The 15,423-nt window shown below is 72.6% G+C and carries 16 protein-coding genes; 10 read left to right on the top strand and 6 right to left on the bottom strand.

Going from position 1 to position 15,423, the window contains the following annotated elements:
* Positions 1-83: 83 nt before the first annotated feature.
* Complete coding sequence (locus HEP85_RS30025; protein ID WP_168530681.1) at positions 84-920, bottom strand: pyrimidine reductase family protein; 837 nt, start codon at positions 918-920, stop codon at positions 84-86.
* 37 nt (positions 921-957) lie between these two features.
* Here HEP85_RS30025 and zapE point away from each other — a divergent pair, with 37 nt between their 5' ends.
* Both zapE and HEP85_RS30015 read left to right on the top strand, forming a co-directional pair.
* Positions 958-2,061: a cell division protein ZapE gene (gene zapE, locus HEP85_RS30020; RefSeq protein WP_168530680.1), complete on the top strand. Its 1,104-nt coding sequence runs from the start codon at positions 958-960 to the stop codon at positions 2,059-2,061.
* A 161-nt stretch (positions 2,062-2,222) separates the two neighbouring features.
* Positions 2,223-3,104 carry a slipin family protein gene (locus HEP85_RS30015; protein WP_168530679.1) on the top strand — a complete coding sequence of 294 codons (882 nt, stop codon included), beginning with the start codon at positions 2,223-2,225 and terminating at the stop codon, positions 3,102-3,104.
* A gap of 73 nt (positions 3,105-3,177) precedes the next feature.
* On the opposite strand, the gene HEP85_RS30010 is transcribed toward HEP85_RS30015, so the two are convergent.
* On the bottom strand, positions 3,178-3,483 hold the full coding sequence (locus tag HEP85_RS30010; protein ID WP_168530678.1) for a hypothetical protein: 306 nt from the start codon (positions 3,481-3,483) through the stop codon (positions 3,178-3,180).
* Between the two features lie 997 nt (positions 3,484-4,480).
* Between HEP85_RS30010 and HEP85_RS30005 the strand changes: the two genes are divergently transcribed.
* The 4 genes from HEP85_RS30005 (at position 4,481) to HEP85_RS29990 (ending at position 7,482) form a co-directional block, all read left to right on the top strand.
* Positions 4,481-5,305, top strand: coding sequence for a PPK2 family polyphosphate kinase (locus HEP85_RS30005; RefSeq protein WP_248002530.1), 825 nt, complete (start codon positions 4,481-4,483; stop codon positions 5,303-5,305).
* Between the two features lie 148 nt (positions 5,306-5,453).
* On the top strand, positions 5,454-6,278 hold the full coding sequence (locus HEP85_RS30000) for an SDR family oxidoreductase (protein ID WP_168530676.1): 825 nt from the start codon (positions 5,454-5,456) through the stop codon (positions 6,276-6,278).
* Positions 6,279-6,404: 126 nt separating this feature from the next.
* A complete protein-coding gene (locus HEP85_RS29995) occupies positions 6,405-7,271 on the top strand; it encodes a polysaccharide deacetylase family protein (RefSeq protein WP_168530675.1) in 867 nt (288 codons plus the stop codon).
* 31 nt (positions 7,272-7,302) lie between these two features.
* A complete protein-coding gene (locus HEP85_RS29990; protein WP_369657901.1) occupies positions 7,303-7,482 on the top strand; it encodes a hypothetical protein in 180 nt (59 codons plus the stop codon).
* 141 nt (positions 7,483-7,623) lie between these two features.
* Here the strand turns inward: HEP85_RS29990 and HEP85_RS29985 are convergent, their stop codons facing one another.
* The gene (locus HEP85_RS29985; protein WP_329291091.1) at positions 7,624-8,295 is read right to left on the bottom strand and encodes an ABC transporter; all 672 of its coding nucleotides are present in this window, start codon (positions 8,293-8,295) and stop codon (positions 7,624-7,626) included.
* The gene (locus HEP85_RS29980) at positions 8,292-9,257 is read right to left on the bottom strand and encodes an ATP-binding cassette domain-containing protein (protein WP_369657900.1); all 966 of its coding nucleotides are present in this window, start codon (positions 9,255-9,257) and stop codon (positions 8,292-8,294) included. The genes HEP85_RS29985 and HEP85_RS29980 overlap by 4 nt, the downstream gene beginning before the upstream one ends.
* Positions 9,258-9,317: 60 nt before the next feature.
* Here HEP85_RS29980 and HEP85_RS29975 point away from each other — a divergent pair, with 60 nt between their 5' ends.
* Positions 9,318-10,046, top strand: a complete 729-nt coding sequence (locus tag HEP85_RS29975) for a peptidyl-tRNA hydrolase (protein ID WP_168530673.1) — start codon at positions 9,318-9,320, stop codon at positions 10,044-10,046.
* Positions 10,047-10,192: 146 nt separating this feature from the next.
* On the opposite strand, the gene HEP85_RS29970 is transcribed toward HEP85_RS29975, so the two are convergent.
* Both HEP85_RS29970 and HEP85_RS29965 read right to left on the bottom strand, forming a co-directional pair.
* Complete coding sequence (locus HEP85_RS29970; RefSeq protein WP_168534163.1) at positions 10,193-10,558, bottom strand: darcynin family protein; 366 nt, start codon at positions 10,556-10,558, stop codon at positions 10,193-10,195.
* A gap of 76 nt (positions 10,559-10,634) precedes the next feature.
* Entirely contained in the window at positions 10,635-11,528 is an 894-nt protein-coding gene (locus tag HEP85_RS29965) for an NAD(P)H-binding protein (protein ID WP_168530672.1), read from the bottom strand.
* A gap of 113 nt (positions 11,529-11,641) precedes the next feature.
* Here HEP85_RS29965 and HEP85_RS29960 point away from each other — a divergent pair, with 113 nt between their 5' ends.
* The 3 genes from HEP85_RS29960 (at position 11,642) to HEP85_RS29950 (ending at position 15,214) form a co-directional block, all read left to right on the top strand.
* On the top strand, positions 11,642-12,640 hold the full coding sequence (locus tag HEP85_RS29960; protein ID WP_369657899.1) for a LysR family transcriptional regulator: 999 nt from the start codon (positions 11,642-11,644) through the stop codon (positions 12,638-12,640).
* 120 nt (positions 12,641-12,760) lie between these two features.
* The gene (locus HEP85_RS29955) at positions 12,761-13,549 is read left to right on the top strand and encodes a DUF4142 domain-containing protein (RefSeq protein WP_211118091.1); all 789 of its coding nucleotides are present in this window, start codon (positions 12,761-12,763) and stop codon (positions 13,547-13,549) included.
* Positions 13,550-13,732: 183 nt separating this feature from the next.
* A complete protein-coding gene (locus HEP85_RS29950) occupies positions 13,733-15,214 on the top strand; it encodes a DUF692 domain-containing protein (RefSeq protein WP_369657898.1) in 1,482 nt (493 codons plus the stop codon).
* Positions 15,215-15,423: the final 209 nt, after the last annotated feature.

Here is a 15,423-nt window from a genome sequence, read left to right as displayed (position 1 = left end):
ATCCTGCCCCGTGATCGCACGGGGCCTGCGCGATTTGGTGTGCCCAACGGAAGATAAACGGAACTGGATCTTCCGACGACTGGTCAGGATCGACGGTATCGGGTGAACAGGAACCCGGCCTCTTCCAGCAAGGACGCCAGTTCGAACCGCTTCGGGACCTCCGTCGAGGGCCCGCCGGCGATCCGCTGCGCGCCGCCGGCGGTGAGGGTCGGCGACATCGTCAGGCACAGTTCGTCGAGCACCCCGGCCGCCACCAGCTGGCCCAGAAGTCGCGGGCCCCCCTCCGTGAGCAGCCGGGTCAGCCCGCGGTCGGCGAGGACCCGTACGGCACGGGCGGGGTCCACTCCGGTGCCCTCCCCGGCGAACACCACCTCCGCGCCCGACTTCTCCGCGGCCGCCACCCGGTCCGGGGCCGCCGCGGCCCCCGTCAGGACCAGCGTGGGCACCAGGGGCGAGGTGAAGAGAGGGAGCGAGAAGTCCAGGTCCAGGCCCGCCGTGACGACGGCGATCGCGGGCGCGGGACCCTGCCCGGACGCCTCCCGTGACGCCGCGAACTCGGCCCGCGCCCGTGCCGGGCGGTACCCCTCCTGGCGTACCGTTTCCGCACCGACGAGCACGACGTCCGCGAGCGCCCTCAGCACCCCGAAGATCCGCATGTCGGCGGCGCTGGAGATGCCCTGGGACTTCCCCTCGTGCTGGGCGGCGCCGTCGAGCGTGGAGACCATGTTGGCCCGCAGCCAGGGCGTACGGACGCCGTCGGTACGGGCGTCCGGGTAGGCGTAGACCTCCGCCAGCTCCAGGAGCCCCCACTCGCGGTCCGTCGCATCCGCACCGCGCTCACCGGGCGCATCAGGGGCGACAGCGGCCCCGGCCGCGCCCTGGGCTGCTGTTTCGTGGGTCACAGGGAACAGGCGTCGCATGTCGTGCAGTGTGGCACGGCGCTTAGAGTGGTTGACCGTGTCGTCCTCCACCGCCGCCTCCGGGATCGATCCGATACCCGAAGCAGCCCCCCTGTCCCTGTGCGCCCGCGAGCCGCACGTGCCCGCGGACCGGCTCGTCGCCGAGATGGTGCCGCCGCCGCGCTTCGACTCGGTGCGCTTCGATACGTACATCCCGGACCCGAACCAGCCGAGCCAGACCGAGGCCGTACGCGTCCTCGCGGACTTCGCGGCCGGGCTCGGCGGGGCACACGCCGTGGGAGGAGCGAGACGGGGCCTCTTCGGCTTCGGCAGGAGCAGGGCGCCGAGAACCCCCGCCGGCCCCCGCGGCGTCTACCTCGACGGCGGCTACGGAGTCGGCAAGACCCATCTGCTCGCCTCGCTGTGGCACGCGACGCCGGCGGAGCCCTCGCTCAAGGCCTTCGGCACCTTCGTGGAGCTGACGAACCTGGTCGGCGCGCTCGGCTTCCAGAAGACCGTACAGACGCTCTCCGGCCACCGGCTCCTGTGCATCGACGAGTTCGAACTCGACGACCCGGGCGACACCGTCCTCGTCTCCACACTGCTCGGCAAGCTGGTCGACGCGGGGGTCGCGCTCGCGGCCACGTCGAACACCCTGCCCGGAAAGCTCGGCGAGGGCCGGTTCGCGGCGGCCGACTTCCTCCGCGAGATCCAGGGCCTGTCCGCGCACTTCCGTCCGCTGCGCATCGACGGCGAGGACTACCGCCACCGCGGGCTGCCCGAGGCCCCCGCGCCGTTCACCGACGAGCAGGTCACGAAGGCCGCGTACGCCACCGGGGGCGCGTCCCTCGACGACTTCCCGCATCTGCTCGACCACCTCGCCCGCGTGCACCCCAGCCGCTACGGGGCGCTCACGGACGACCTCAGGGCCGTCTGCCTCACGGACGTCCAGCCGGTCAAGGACCAGTCGACGGCGCTGCGGCTGGTGGTGCTAGCCGACCGGCTCTACGACCGTGAGGTGCCCGTCCTCGCCTCCGGCATGCCCTTCGACACGCTCTTCAGCGAGGAGATGCTGAACGGCGGCTACCGCAAGAAGTACTTCCGCGCGATATCCCGGCTGACCGCCCTCGCGCGGGACGCCAAGGGGCTCGTGAAGGCGTAGCTCCCGGCACCCTCCGAGACGGGACGCGGAGCCGACCCCGCTCGGGGCTGCGGAGGTCACGGGGGACGCACGGCGTGATCGCGCCCGGCCCGACCGGCGTAAAATTCGCATATCGGGCTCGGTGCGCTCAGGCGCAGTGGGCGACTCGAAAGGGGGTCGTCATGCTCCAGGAAATCCTGGTGACCGGTGTGGCGGTCGGTTCCGCGGGGCTGGTGTACGTCGCGGCGGCGGCTCGGGTCGTCAAGCAGTACGAACGGGGCGTGGTCCTCCGGCTCGGGCGGCTCAGGGGTGGTGTACGCCCCCCAGGGTTCACCCTGATCGTCCCGGGCGTGGACAAGCTGCGCAAGGTCAACATGCAGATCGTCACGATGCCGGTGCCCGCGCAGGACGGCATCACCCGGGACAACGTCACGGTGCGTGTGGACGCGGTCATCTACTTCAAGGTGGTGGACGCGGCCGACGCGGTCATCCAGGTCGAGGACTACCGCTTCGCGGTCTCGCAGATGGCGCAGACGTCACTGCGCTCGATCATCGGCAAGAGCGACCTCGACGATCTGCTGTCCAACCGCGAGAAGCTCAACCAGGGCCTGGAGCTGATGATCGACAGCCCGGCCATGGGCTGGGGCGTGCAGATCGACCGGGTGGAGATCAAGGACGTCTCGCTGCCGGAGACCATGAAGCGGTCGATGGCCCGGCAGGCCGAGGCGGACCGCGAGCGGCGGGCCCGGATCATCAACGCGGACGCGGAACTGCAGGCGTCGAAGAAGCTGGCGGAGGCCGCCGGGGTGATGTCCGAGCAGCCGGCCGCGTTGCAGCTGAGGCTGCTGCAGACGGTGGTGGCGGTGGCGGCGGAGAAGAACTCCACGCTCGTCCTGCCCTTCCCCGTCGAACTGCTGCGGTTCCTGGAGCGGGCCCAGCAGCCGACCGCGCCGGCACCCGAACCGGCGGCACCGACATCGCCCCCGACCCCAACTCCGGCACCAGCACCTGAACTTCGCGAGGAGCCCGGCGAACTCCGCGACGAGTCCCGCGACGAGGAGTGACACCAGTGACACACGCGGCAGGAGCCGGAGTCGTTACCGACTCCGGCTCCCGTTGGTGCCGTTCTCTCAGGTGTCAGCAGCCCCAGCCGCCGCCACCCCAGCCGCCGCCGTGGCCGTGGCCGCCGCCACCCCAGCCGCCACCGCCGTAGCCGCCGCCCCAGCCGCCGCCGCCGTAGCCGCCGCCCCAGCCGCCGCCGCCGTAGCCGCCGCCGCCCCAGCCGCCGCCACCGTGGCCGCCCCAGTTGTAGTCGGATGCCACTGCTTGGGTGTGGCTGGTGGTGGTTGCGGCACTCGCTATGCCCGCTCCACCGATAGCCAGGGCCAGAGTGGCGAACAGGCTGGCGAGCAGCCTGAAGATCGTTACTTTCTTTACCCGCATGGTGCTTTCCCTTCCAGGGGGCGTTGACGGGTCCATGTCCTGGTGACCGCGTTGACGCTCAGCGCCGGTGAGGCACTGATACGTCTGCGAGAGGGCCCGGTACATCGGCCGTGGAATGAACGGGAGTTGCCGTCGTCGACTCACACGCGACAAGCGTGGCATCGGGCCCACCGAGGCCGCTGCGTTCAGCAGTCCTCGCGGCGGGACACCCGTTCCGTCGAACAGTTCGGCGACCGTCTGGCCGTCGATCAGGAGAGGAAATTGTCCGCCCTATACCAGGTAAAAGGCGGCTATCTCGATTGATCTCCATCCAACCTAGACATACGAGACATGGAAGTCAAACCGAGCGGAAAGCCACCGGCGACGGGAATCCGGACCGGCACACCGCACCCAATTCACCCGCGCCATCGCGTAATTGAGGCGCGCCGGTACCGGTCCCGACAGCTCCGATCGCCTCGCCCGCAGGGACGCTTCCCCTGCCACCGTCGCGCGCATGCGGCGTGCCGCCGAAAGGACGACGACATCCGGGACTGTCCCGGCGCGCCGACTGCCGGTCCATGTCCTCGTCCACCGATCCCGCTCGCACAGCTACCGCGAACTTACGCTGCGTGTCGCGGAGTTGGGCGGCAGGTACCGCTCGAGGCTGCCCGCCCGGCGGCCAGGTCGCCCTGCGCCCGCGCCGCGGCCGCGGCTTCGCCCCCGCAGCCCGCCGGGGACGTACCGCGCCGCATCACACCGACCGTCCATGCCCACCGGCACCGGCACCGGCACCCGCTCGACCGGACCGCGACGCCGCACGCCCGCCGCGCCGTATGTCGCGCCACGTCGCCCCATCGGGAGCCCGAGCCGTGAGTAGCGGGGCCCGTGCTCCCGACGCACCATCGAGGGACACGGCCGGAAGGGGTACGCGGTGGGCGAGAAGGACGGCACACGGGGCAGCGGGTCGCAGAAGGCGGACGGGCGGGACGACGCCAAGGAGACCGGCCGGGTCAGTGCGCTGCTGCGCCTTCCGGACGGCGACGGCGTCGACCTGACCTCGTACGACGCCCGGGACACCCCCGCCTGGCGGGACGGCAAGGCCGCCGGTCTGGCCGCCACCAGGGACATGCGCCAGGGCCTCGCCGACCTGCAGGAACGCCTGTGGGCGGCGAGCACGGCGGGCGACCGGCGGCGGGTGCTGTTGATCCTGCAGGGCATGGACACCAGCGGTAAGGGCGGCACCGTGAAGCACGTCGTCGGGATGTTCAACCCGGCCGGCTGCCGCATCCGCGCCTTCAAGGCGCCGACTCCCGAGGAACGCAAGCACTCCTTCCTGTGGCGGATCAGGCGGGCGCTGCCCGAAGCGGGTGAGATCGGCATCTTCGACCGTTCGCACTACGAGGACGTCCTGGTCGCCCGGGTCCGCGGGCTGGCTCCGCACAAGGAGATCGCGCGCCGCTACCGGGAGATCAACCGTTTCGAGGAGTCCCTCGCCGACGAAGGCGTCACCGTCGTGAAGTGCTTTCTGCACATCTCCTACGACCAGCAGCGCCGCCGCCTGCTGCGACGACTCGACAATCCGGCCAAGCACTGGAAGTTCAGCGCCGGCGACATCGAGGACCGCGCGCTGTGGCCCGAGTACCGCAAGGCGTACGAGATCGCGCTCGACCGCTGCTCCACGCCCCGGGCGCCGTGGTTCGTGGTTCCCGCCGACCGCAAGTGGTACCGGAACTGGGCGATCGGCACGCTGCTCCTGGAGCACCTCGAAGCGCTGGACCCTCGGTACCCGAAGGCCGACTTCGACGTGACGGAGTACCGGAAACAGCTGCTCAAGAGCGTTTGATCCCTGTCCGCGGGGGCTACTCGGCGCTTTCCGGAGCAGCCCACCGCGGCCGGAGTTGCCATGGAGCGCACTCCAAGGTGTTCGCTGGGCGCGGGAAGCACCACGGCGTCTCGACGGAGTGGGCGCCGGGTTTCACGAGGAGCACACCATGACGCAGAAGATCTGGTTCATCACCGGTGCCTCACGGGGCTTCGGCCGGGAGTGGGCGATCGCGGCGCTGGAACGCGGCGACTCGGTGGCCGCCACGGCCCGCGACCTGTCCACGCTGGACGATCTCTCCGCGACGTACGGCGAGCGGTTCCTGCCCCTGCGGCTCGACGTCACGGACCGGGACGCCGACTTCGCCGCCGTGCGCCGGGCGCACGAGCGGTTCGGACGCCTCGACGTGGTGGTCAACAACGCCGGCTACGGCCATTTCGGGATGGTCGAGGAAATCACCGAGGCGGAAGCCCGCGCGCAGCTGGAGACGAACCTGTTCGGGGCGCTGTGGGTCACCCAGGCGGCGCTGCCGTTCCTGCGCGAGCAGGGCAGTGGTCACATCCTGCAGGTCTCCTCCATCGGCGGCATCAGCGCGTTCCCGCTGGTCGGCATCTACCACGCGTCGAAGTGGGCGCTCGAAGGGATCAGCCAGTCGCTGGCCCAGGAGGTGGCGCCGTTCGGCATCAAGGTCACCCTGATCGAGCCCGGCGGGTTCGCCACCGACTGGGCCGGCTCCTCGTCGAGCACGTCGCGGCAGTTGCCGGCGTACACCGAGTACCACGAGCGGGTGCAGGCACAGCGCCGCGAGCGCGTGGGCACCCCGGGGGACCCGCAGGCGTCCGCCGCGGCCGTGCTGGAACTCGTGGACGCCGCCGAGCCGCCCCTGCGCTGCTTCTTCGGCACGGCCCCGCTGGGCATCGCGAAGGCCGACTACGAACAACGTCTGGCGACGTGGGAGAAGTGGCAGCCGGTGGCGGAGCTGGCCCAGGGCTGAGCGGCGCCCGGACGGCCGAGGCAGCCGGACGGTCCGAGGCAGCCGGACGAGTGGCTTCCGTGCCGTGGTCGTCCGACTCGATAACCGGCGACCCGATAGTCACATTTATCTAGATATCTTCGTCTCGTGATGATTCCAGTACGCCGCATCGTCGCAACCTGTGCCCTCGGGGCCCTGGGAGTCGCCCTCGCCGCCTGCGGGACGGAGACCCCCGGGGCCCCGAAGGCGTCCCCGCCGGGTCCCCCGGCGTCGGCCTCCGGCAGCGCCGTGCCCTCACGGCCGCCCACGCTGGCCCCGGGCCCCAGCGGGCTGACCCGTGTCTTCGCGAACGGCCCGCGCACCCGGGGCAGGACCGTGGCCCTGACCTTCGATGCGGACATGACGGCCGGCCAGGGGCCCCGGGCGGCCGGCGGGGAGCACTTCGACAATCCGCGGCTGATCAACACGCTCCGCACGTTCAAGGTGCCGGCGACCGTGTTCATGACGGGACGCTGGGCCGACCAGTACCCGGCGGAGGCGAGGGCCATCGGGCGGGACCCCCTCTTCGAGGTCGCGAACCACTCGTACAGCCACTACGCCTTCACCAAGGACTGCTACGGACTGCCGACCGTCTCCAAGGACAGGATGCGGGCGGACGTGGAAAGGGCGTACGCCGCGTTCAGAAGGGCGGGCGTGCCCCACCCGATGCCGTACTTCCGCTTTCCCGGCGGGTGCTACGACCAGCAGGCGCTGCGGACCCTGAGCGCGGTCGGGGTGACCGCCGTGCAGTGGGACGTGGTGAGCGGGGACGCGTTCGCCACCGACTCCGACGCCGTGGCACGGCAGGTGCTGGAGGGTGTGAAGCCCGGGTCCGTCGTCGTCATGCACTGCACACGGAGTGCGGCGCCGGCGACCGAGCGGGCTCTGCGGACGATCGTCCCCGAACTACGGAGGAAGGGTTTCCGCTTCGTCAAGGTGTCCGAACTGATCGGGGCGGCGAACCAGCACCCGTAAGTACCCCGGACGCCCGCCGTACGCTGGGCCCATGAGCGAGGAGTACTGCACCACCCCGGACGCACCCGCCGCCCCCGCCGTGGCTTACCCGCCGTTCGCCGAGTGTGTGCTGTGCCGGAAGCCGACGGAGTACCCGGAGTCGTACAAGGGGATCACGCTGTGCCCCGTCTGCGAGTGGCAGGAGGCACAGCGGACGGCCTGCTCCGGGTGACCGGCGGTTCCGCGTGACCGCCCGCTCCGGGGGCCGTCGGATACCGCGTGACCGCTTACCCCGGGGCCCCTCCCCCGGCAGCGGAGCCCCCCGGTCGCAAAGGCCCTCAGCCGCGCGGTGGACCCGGCCACGGGCGTCCGTTCAGGGTGACCGGCGTGAGGTGAGCGCGCAGGCCGCCGCGAGCGCCGCCGCCGTGAGCAGCACGGCGCCCGCCAGCGGCAGCAGCGGAGCGGGAACCGTACCCGTCCGCGAGCCGCTGATCAGGTCCGTCAGCGCCGCCCGCGCGGGTGAGCCCGGTGCCACCAGGGCGAGCAGCACCACCAGCAGCATCGCCGGAACCGCGCGTCCCGGTGTGCGCAGGAGCGGCCAGGTCGTGAGCGCGCCGACCGCCGTACCGAGCAGGGCGCACACCAGCGCGACGAGCAGCCCGGCGCCGGCCGCCGCGAGCACCGGCACCCGCTTCTGGTGGTCCGTGCTCGCCGGGTCGCTGATCAGCGTGACGACCAGGGTGGCCGCGACGCCGATGAGTACGGCCGTGGCCAGCGCGACGAGCAGGCAGGCGAGGTGCGCCCGGCCGGGGCCGGCCGCCGCGCTGGCACAACCGCGGGCCGCCGGCGGCTCGTTGGTGGCGCAGACCCGGACCAGCCAGGCGGCGACGGGGAGCACCGCGGCGGCCGCGTAGCCGAGCGAGTCGAGCACCGGCTGACCGCTCTGGACGCCGATCCCGAGGAAGGCCGCGTACAGGACGAACGGCGGCAACCAGCGCTGGGAGCGCAGGAGGAGGGCGGTCTGGTAGCGCAGCAGGGCGGTCATCGGCGGCTTCCGGTTCCGAGCGGCGGTACGTCGTCCTGCGCGGCGCCGGGAACGGATCCCGGTCCTACGCGTCCCGGTTCGGGGCTTTCAGGCTTGACCGGCTCCACGCTTTCTGGCTTGACCGGCTCCACGCTCACCACGTGCCACGGCGGGTGTGCCGTCAGCAGGGCGCGCAGCAGGACGTCCGAGCGGGACGCCGGGACGGTCAGCCGTACGGTGCCCGGTGCCGTCTCGTCGACCGACGCGGCGAGGCGTACCGCGTCGGCCGGCGGTGCGGTGTCCGGCGGACCCTGGACCTCGACGCGGACGTGCGGTCCGTCCGGCGTCGGGGCGGCCGTCCGCGGACGGCGGCCGAGGGCGCCGCCGGCCACCGTGTACGTCGCGTCCGCCGCCCCGGCGAGCCGTCGTGGGTCGTGGTCGACGAACACCACCGCTCCCCCGGCCGCGGTGCGTTCGGCGACGGCGCGTTCGAGTTCGGCGCGGGCGGCGGCGTCGAGGCCGGTCCAGGCCTCGTCGAGGACGAGGAGGTCCGGCGCGGCGAGCAGGGCCTGCGCGACGGCGACCTTCTGGCTGCTGCCCTTGGACAGCTCCGCCATCGGCGTACCGGCGTACGCGGCGGCGCCCAGCCGCTCCAGCCACGCCCCGGCGGCGCGGACGGCGGCCGGGCGGGCCAGGCCGTGGACGGCGCCGAGGTGGGTGAGATAGCCGGACGCGGTGAAGGGGAGCGCCGCGGGGAACCGCTCGGGGACGTAGGCCGTGCGCGGGCGCCCGGTGATCCGGCCCTCGGTGGGTGCGTCGATCCCGGCGAGGAGACGCAGGAGGGTGGACTTGCCGGTGCCGTTGGCGCCCTCGACACGGATCAACGTGCCGGGGGTGACGTCGAGATCGACGCCGCGCAGGATCCAGGAGCCCCGGAGCCCGTAGCGGCGCCCGACGCCCTCCAGTCGTAGAGCGTTGTTCATGCGGTCATCCTCGCGCAGCACGCGTCGAAGAACAGATCTTCCGCCTGGCACACTGGTGAGGTGAGCAGCGACCCCACCACATCCGGCGACAGTCCCTTCCGCGACGAGCGCATCGCGCGTGACGAGGCACCGCAGTTCGTGCTGCCCATGGTCGTACGCATCGAGAAGACCGCTCCCCCGGCGCGGACGGACGCGCTGGAGACCGCGGCCCGCGCCGTGCTGACGATCCTCGGCGACGAGCGGTCGCTGGGGGACGGCGAGTGGGCGCAGGCCATGCGGGACTGGCAGGACGCCCGGATCCGCAAGGTCGTACGGCGGGCGCGCGGTGCGGAGTGGCGGCGGGCCGAGGCGCTGCCCGGCATCACGGTGACCGGGAAGTCGGCCGAGGTACGGGTCTTCCCGCCGGTCCCGCTGGACGGCTGGCCGAAGGATCTCGCCCGGCTCCAGGTGTCCGGTACGGATCTCGACGATCCGCAGCCGCCGGTGGACGCCGACACCACCGCACCGACGCTGTGGCTCAACCCCCATCTCGACATGTCCGCCGGCAAGACGATGGCGCAGGCCGGGCACGGCGCCCAACTGGCCTGGTGGGAGCTGTCGGACGAGGAGCGGGCGGCCTGGCGCGACGCCGGTCTCCCGCTCGCGGTCCGCACCGCGGACAAGGACCGCTGGGGTGAACTCGTCGTCTCCGGGATGCCGTTGGTCCGCGACGCGGGCTTCACGGAGATCGCGCCCGGGGAGACCGTGGTGGTCGAAGGGGTGGACCGCGTCGGGTCGCTCCCGCGCTGACGACGGTCACGGGCGGAGCACTCCCCCAGCGTCACTCCCTCCCCCCGTGCCCGCCGTGTCGCGCCCGCCGCGCGCCGATGCCCCCGGGCCCGGTGGAGCCGGAGGACATGGGCATCGCTTCCCGGACGGTGTGTCCGGACGGTGTGTCAGGTCGTGATGGTGGCCACCGGGTCGAGGCCGTAGGTCCGGGCGTAGCCGTTCTCGGTGCCGACGAGGAGGTCCACGATCTCGAAGTACCGGTCCCAGAACGGGGTTTCGCGCAGCGCGTCGACGAGGAGGTGGTAGGCCTCGTGGTCGTCGGCCTCCCAGACCAAGACGTCGGTGACGCGGGTGGAGTAGAACTCCGTGTCGTAGAAGCGTGACCGGACGCCGGTGGTCCTGGCCCTGATCGCGGGGACGACCTGGGTGGCGAAGGCGCTCACCCGTTCCTGAGGGGTCATGGCCAGCCACTCGGGCGTGGTCTTGATGAGCATGAACGCGGTGACCGGTGGCGTGGTTTCCTCGGCGGGCATGACGGGCGGCTCCGGAGTGGTGGGCGGTTTCGGTGTGGTGGGCATCTCGGGTCCTGGTGCGGGGGTTGGCGCGTCCTCAGGAGAGGACGGCGGGCTCGAGGGTCTGGGCGCACCACTGTGCGAAGGTGGTGGGAGAGGCGGTGTCCGGGGTGCGGACGACGCCCGCGTCGAGGCCTTCGTCCTTGGCCCGCTTCATGTCGACGATGCCCTGGACGAACGCCTCGTCGAGGCCGTGGCCGACGAGGGTGGTGTACAGCTCGCCGAGCGGCCGGCGTTCGTAGCGGACGGGACGGCCGAGCCGCTCGCTCATGATGCGGGCCAGGTCGTCGGGGGACAGATCCTGCGGCCCCAGGACCGGGACGCTGTCGCTGCCGGTCCACGAGCGGTCGAGCAACAGCCCGGCGGCGGCGGCCGCGATGTCGGCGACGGCGACGAGGGGGGCCCTGCGTCCGGCGTCGACGACGTCGGTGAAGACGCCCTTCTCCCGGATCGATTCGGCCTCCTCCAGGAGGTTCTCGAAGAAGGAGGGGTTCGCCAGGGCCCGGTACGCGACGCCGGTGCCGGCGATGAGGTCGTCCATGGCGAGGGACGCGGTGACGAGCCCCGCGCGGCCGGCGGCCGGGGTGCCGCGGCCGAGCGCGGAGACGCCGACGACGTGGCCAACACCGTGGGCGACGAGGGCCTTCGCGGCGGGGCCGGTGAAGCCGCGGTAGGCGTCGTGCGGGGGCAGGGAGGCGTCCGGGGGGACGAGCCAGAACACGGCGTCGGCACCCTCGAAGGCCCGGTCGACGACCTCGGCGTCGCCGTGCGAACCGGTGATCACCTCGACGCGTTCGCGCACCGCGTCGGGCAGCCGGGCGGGGTCGCGTACGACGACGCGCAGTTCCTCGTCGTGGGCGGGGGCGGACTCCAGGAGCAGGGGCAGCAGATGGCGGCCGATGTTCCCGGTGGGAGCAGTGATGACGATCATGAAAACCTCGTGGGTCGTGCCGGATCGGTACGTCCCTCATCCTGCGGAGGACCCCAGTGTTGCCACAATGGGAACTTCAGCAGGGAATCATTGCCTGAAATGGAATTATGCCGATGAGCAGCAGTCCAGAGCCTGTCCTCGACGCCAATCTCGCCGTCGCCCTGAACGCGCTGCTGGCCGAGCAGAGCGTCACCCGCGCCGCCGCCCGCCTGCACACGTCTCCCGCCGCCATGAGCCGCACCCTCGCCCGCCTGCGGCGCATCCTCCAGGACCCCCTCCTGGTCCGGGCCGGCCAGACCATGGTCCCCACCCCCCGCGCGCAGGCCCTGCGCGACGAGGCCGCCTCGGTGGTCCGCCGCCTCGGCGCCCTGCTCACTCCCGGCGCCGGCGTCGACCCCGCCGTCCTGCGCGGCACCTTCACCCTCCAGGCGGCCGACCTGGTCGGCGCGGCACTGGCCCCCGGGCTCCTGCGGCTGGCCGGACAGGAGGCGCCGGGGGTGTCGTTGCGGTTCCGCGCCGAGGAGTGGGAAGCCGGGCCGGCCCTCCGCGACGGCCGGATCGACCTGGAGATCGGATCCATCGACCACGTCGACCCCGAGACCCGGGTCGAGGAACTGGTCACTCTCCGGATGGCGGCGGCCGTCCGGCCCGGCCACCCCCTCACCGAGGGTCCCCTGACCCCGGACCGGCTCGCCGCCGCCGAGCACGTCGTGGTGAGCCGCCGCGGCCGGTTCACCGGCCCCCTGGACACCGCCCTGGCCGAGCGGAACCTCCACCGGCGGGTCGCCGTCGTCCTGCCCGGTCATCTGGCCGCGATGACCCTCGCGGCCCGCAGCGACGTCGTCTGCCTCGTCCCCACCGCACCCCCGGGCGCCGCCGACTCCCCCCCTGACCGACGCCGCCACCGCCCTCGGCCTGCGCCTCCTCGCCATCCCGCTGCCCCTGCCGCCGCTGGCCATCGGCATGGCGTGGCACCCCCGCCAGGCGGCCGACGGAGGCCACCGCTGGCTCCGCGGCGCCGTCCGCAGGACCCTTCGCGCATCCGGCGGCCCGACCGGCTGAGGCACTCCGGCAACTCCGGCCTCCCCGAGGGGCGTGGCCTGCGGACTTGACCGTAGCCGAGCCATCGCTTTAGACGCGCTTGAACATTCCGGCCGCCCCTCACGTACCTCATGTCGCTGGCCGAGTACAGGTTTCCAACAGGCAGTTGGTTTCCCCCGGGGAGGCTCATTTTGCGGCGTATCAACGGTTCGGCGCTCGTCATCGCGGCACTCGTCGCCACGGTCGGCGCGCTCGCCTTCCCCGTGTGGTCGTACGCCGACCGCGCGGGCACGGGACAGGCGAATCTGGCGGCCGGGACGGTGAACACACAGTGGGGGCCCCTGTCCGCCTCCGACCGCGATCTGATCGTGCGGGTGCGCCTGGCCGGTCTCTGGGAACTGCCGGCGGGACAGCAGGCGATCGAACGGGCCCCCACCGAGGCCGTCAAGGAGGCGGGCGACCATCTGATCGTCGGCCACACCGACCTCGACAGGCGGGTGCGGGTCATCGCGGCCCAGCTCAACGTCGAACTGCCCAACCAGCCCAACGCGCAGCAGCAGGGCTGGCTGCGGGAGCTGACCGCGGCGACCGGCAAGGAGTACGAGGGGAAGTTCGCGAATCTCCTGCGGGCCGCGCACGGCAAGATCTTCCCGGCGATCGGCGCGGTGCGCAACAGCACCCGCAACTCGCTGGTCCGGCAGCTGGCCTCGGACGCCAACCAGACCGTGCTCGACCACATCACGGTGCTGGAGAAGACCGGGAACGTCGACTTCGACGCCATCGCCAACGACACGGCGGCCCTCTCGACCGCCAGTCCGACCGGGCCCGCCGCGCCGGCCGCCGGGGCGACGGTGCCGTCCGCGCCGCCGGTGCGGCCGAACGACGGTGTCACCACCTCGTCGAGCCCGTCGCCCGCGGCGCCGGGCCAGGTCAACACCGCCCGGCCGGAGCCTTCCGACCCGGACGACCTGCTGCGGTAGCCGCGACGGGTCCACGAGGGCCCGTCCCGCGGCGGCGCCGGTGGAACCTCAAATGTTGCTCTGAACGTCCGCCCTGTCGGATTGGGCCCGCGGTCCCGGGGCCATGACCCCCTCACACCGCGGGACGGGTCCGTCGTGGGGAGACGGCGGGCAGTCCGGGCAGGGCGTGACGGAGGAGGGGACATGACGCAACTGGGGCGACTGGGAACGGGAATCGGGTGGCGGCCGGAGATCGCCGAGGCCGTGGAGCACATGCCCGGTATCGACTGGGTCGAGGCCGTGTCGGAGAACCTGTGCCCCGGGCACCTTCCCGAGTCGCTGCGGCGGCTGCGCGAACGGGGCGTCACGGTGGTGCCGCACGGCGTCTCGCTCGGCCTCGGCGGCGCGGACCGCCCCGACGAGTCGCGCCTCGCCGCCCTCGCCGAGCGCGCCGGGATGCTGGGCGCGCCACTGGTCACGGAACACATCGCGTTCGTACGGGCCGGGGGCGCCCTCACCGCGTCGCCGTCGCTGGAGGCGGGGCATCTGCTGCCCGTTCCGCGCACCCGGGACGCGCTGGACGTGCTGTGCGAGAACGTCCGGATCGCGCAGGCCGCGCTTCCCGTCCCGCTGGCCGTGGAGAACATCGCCGCACTGCTGTGCTGGCCGGGCGAGGAGATGACCGAGGGGCAGTTCCTGTACGACCTGGCGGACCGCACCGGCGTACGGCTGCTCATCGACGTCGCCAACCTCCACACCAACCACGTCAACCGCGGCGAGGACCCGGCCAAGGCCCTCGACGAACTCCCCGTGGAGGCCATCGCGTACGTGCATGTCGCCGGCGGCTTCGAACGCGACGGCGTCTGGCACGACAGCCACGCCCACCCCGTGCCCCGCCCGGTCCTCGACATCCTGGCCGACCTGGCGTCCCGGGTGACCCCACCGGGGGTCCTCCTGGAACGCGACGAGAACTTTCCCGCGGCTTACGGAGCTGGCGAGGGAACTGGCGGCGATCAGGGGGACGCTGGAGGAGGCCGGGGCGACGACGCGGGTGAAGGGTATGGCGCCGCGGCGAGCGAGCCGTCGCTGGAGCTTACCGCGTCCGACACGACCGCCCCGGCTCTCACGCCCCCTCCGGCCCCCGCGCTCGCGTCCCCTCCGGCCGCCACTCCCGGCCTCGCATCCACACCCGACCCCGACCCCGGCCTCGCTTCCACACCCGACCCCGGCCCCGCCCTCGCTTCCACACCCGACCCCGGCCCCGGCCTCGCTCCGGCCCGTCAGCGTCTCGCCCTCGCGCAGGCCGCCCTGCTCTCCGCGCTCGTCGCGGGTACCCCGGTGCCCGAAGGGTTCGACCGGGTGCGGACGGGAGTGCAGGCGCGGGCCCTCGCGGCCAAGCGCGCGGATGTCGTCGCGAAGGTGGCGGCGGAGCTGCCCGAGCTGCTCGGCGACGGCTACCGGGCCGCCTTCCTCGGATACGCGCAGGGCCGTCCGATGACCGGCGGCTACCGGCGCGACGCACTGGACTTCGCCGAGCACCTGCTGCTCGCCGGGCACCCGCGTGACCCACGGGGACGGCAGCAGTTGCGCGACTGGTGGCTGGAGCGCTCCGGTCCGGCGCCGCGCTCACAGCGGCCGACGGCCCGGCTGGCCCGCGCCACCCGCCGGGTGCTGCTGGGCCACTGAGCGGGCCCTCCCCACCCCGGCGCGGTCCGTCCACCGGAGTGTGCCGGGGTTAACACCGCACCCCGGCCGACCGGACAACGCGCCGGGTTTGCGAGGCTTTCCACCGATCCGCACCCCGTTCGACTTGTCCCGTCCGATGCCATTTCTCCCGCTCGTCAACCCTTTCTTCCCGTACGGAAGTTGGCGCAGTACCCGCAGTAATATGCCAA

It is taken from the genome of Streptomyces sp. RPA4-2, assembly GCF_012273515.2.
In the GTDB taxonomy this organism is placed as follows: domain Bacteria; phylum Actinomycetota; class Actinomycetes; order Streptomycetales; family Streptomycetaceae; genus Streptomyces; species Streptomyces kaempferi.
This window is presented reverse-complemented; position numbering and strand designations above follow the sequence as displayed.

Coding starts and splice junctions, on each gene's coding strand:
- HEP85_RS30025 (WP_168530681.1), bottom strand. CDS start 920: ATGCGACGCCTGTTCCCTGTGACCCACGAAACAGCAGCCCAGGGCGCG.
- HEP85_RS30015 (WP_168530679.1), top strand. CDS start 2,223: ATGCTCCAGGAAATCCTGGTGACCGGTGTGGCGGTCGGTTCCGCGGGG.
- HEP85_RS30010 (WP_168530678.1), bottom strand. CDS start 3,483: ATGCGGGTAAAGAAAGTAACGATCTTCAGGCTGCTCGCCAGCCTGTTC.
- HEP85_RS30000 (WP_168530676.1), top strand. CDS start 5,454: ATGACGCAGAAGATCTGGTTCATCACCGGTGCCTCACGGGGCTTCGGC.
- HEP85_RS29990 (WP_369657901.1), top strand. CDS start 7,303: ATGAGCGAGGAGTACTGCACCACCCCGGACGCACCCGCCGCCCCCGCC.
- HEP85_RS29985 (WP_329291091.1), bottom strand. CDS start 8,295: ATGACCGCCCTGCTGCGCTACCAGACCGCCCTCCTCCTGCGCTCCCAG.
- HEP85_RS29980 (WP_369657900.1), bottom strand. CDS start 9,257: ATGAACAACGCTCTACGACTGGAGGGCGTCGGGCGCCGCTACGGGCTC.
- HEP85_RS29970 (WP_168534163.1), bottom strand. CDS start 10,558: ATGCCCGCCGAGGAAACCACGCCACCGGTCACCGCGTTCATGCTCATC.
- HEP85_RS29965 (WP_168530672.1), bottom strand. CDS start 11,528: ATGATCGTCATCACTGCTCCCACCGGGAACATCGGCCGCCATCTGCTG.
- HEP85_RS29960 (WP_369657899.1), top strand. CDS start 11,642: ATGAGCAGCAGTCCAGAGCCTGTCCTCGACGCCAATCTCGCCGTCGCC.
- HEP85_RS29950 (WP_369657898.1), top strand. CDS start 13,733: ATGACGCAACTGGGGCGACTGGGAACGGGAATCGGGTGGCGGCCGGAG.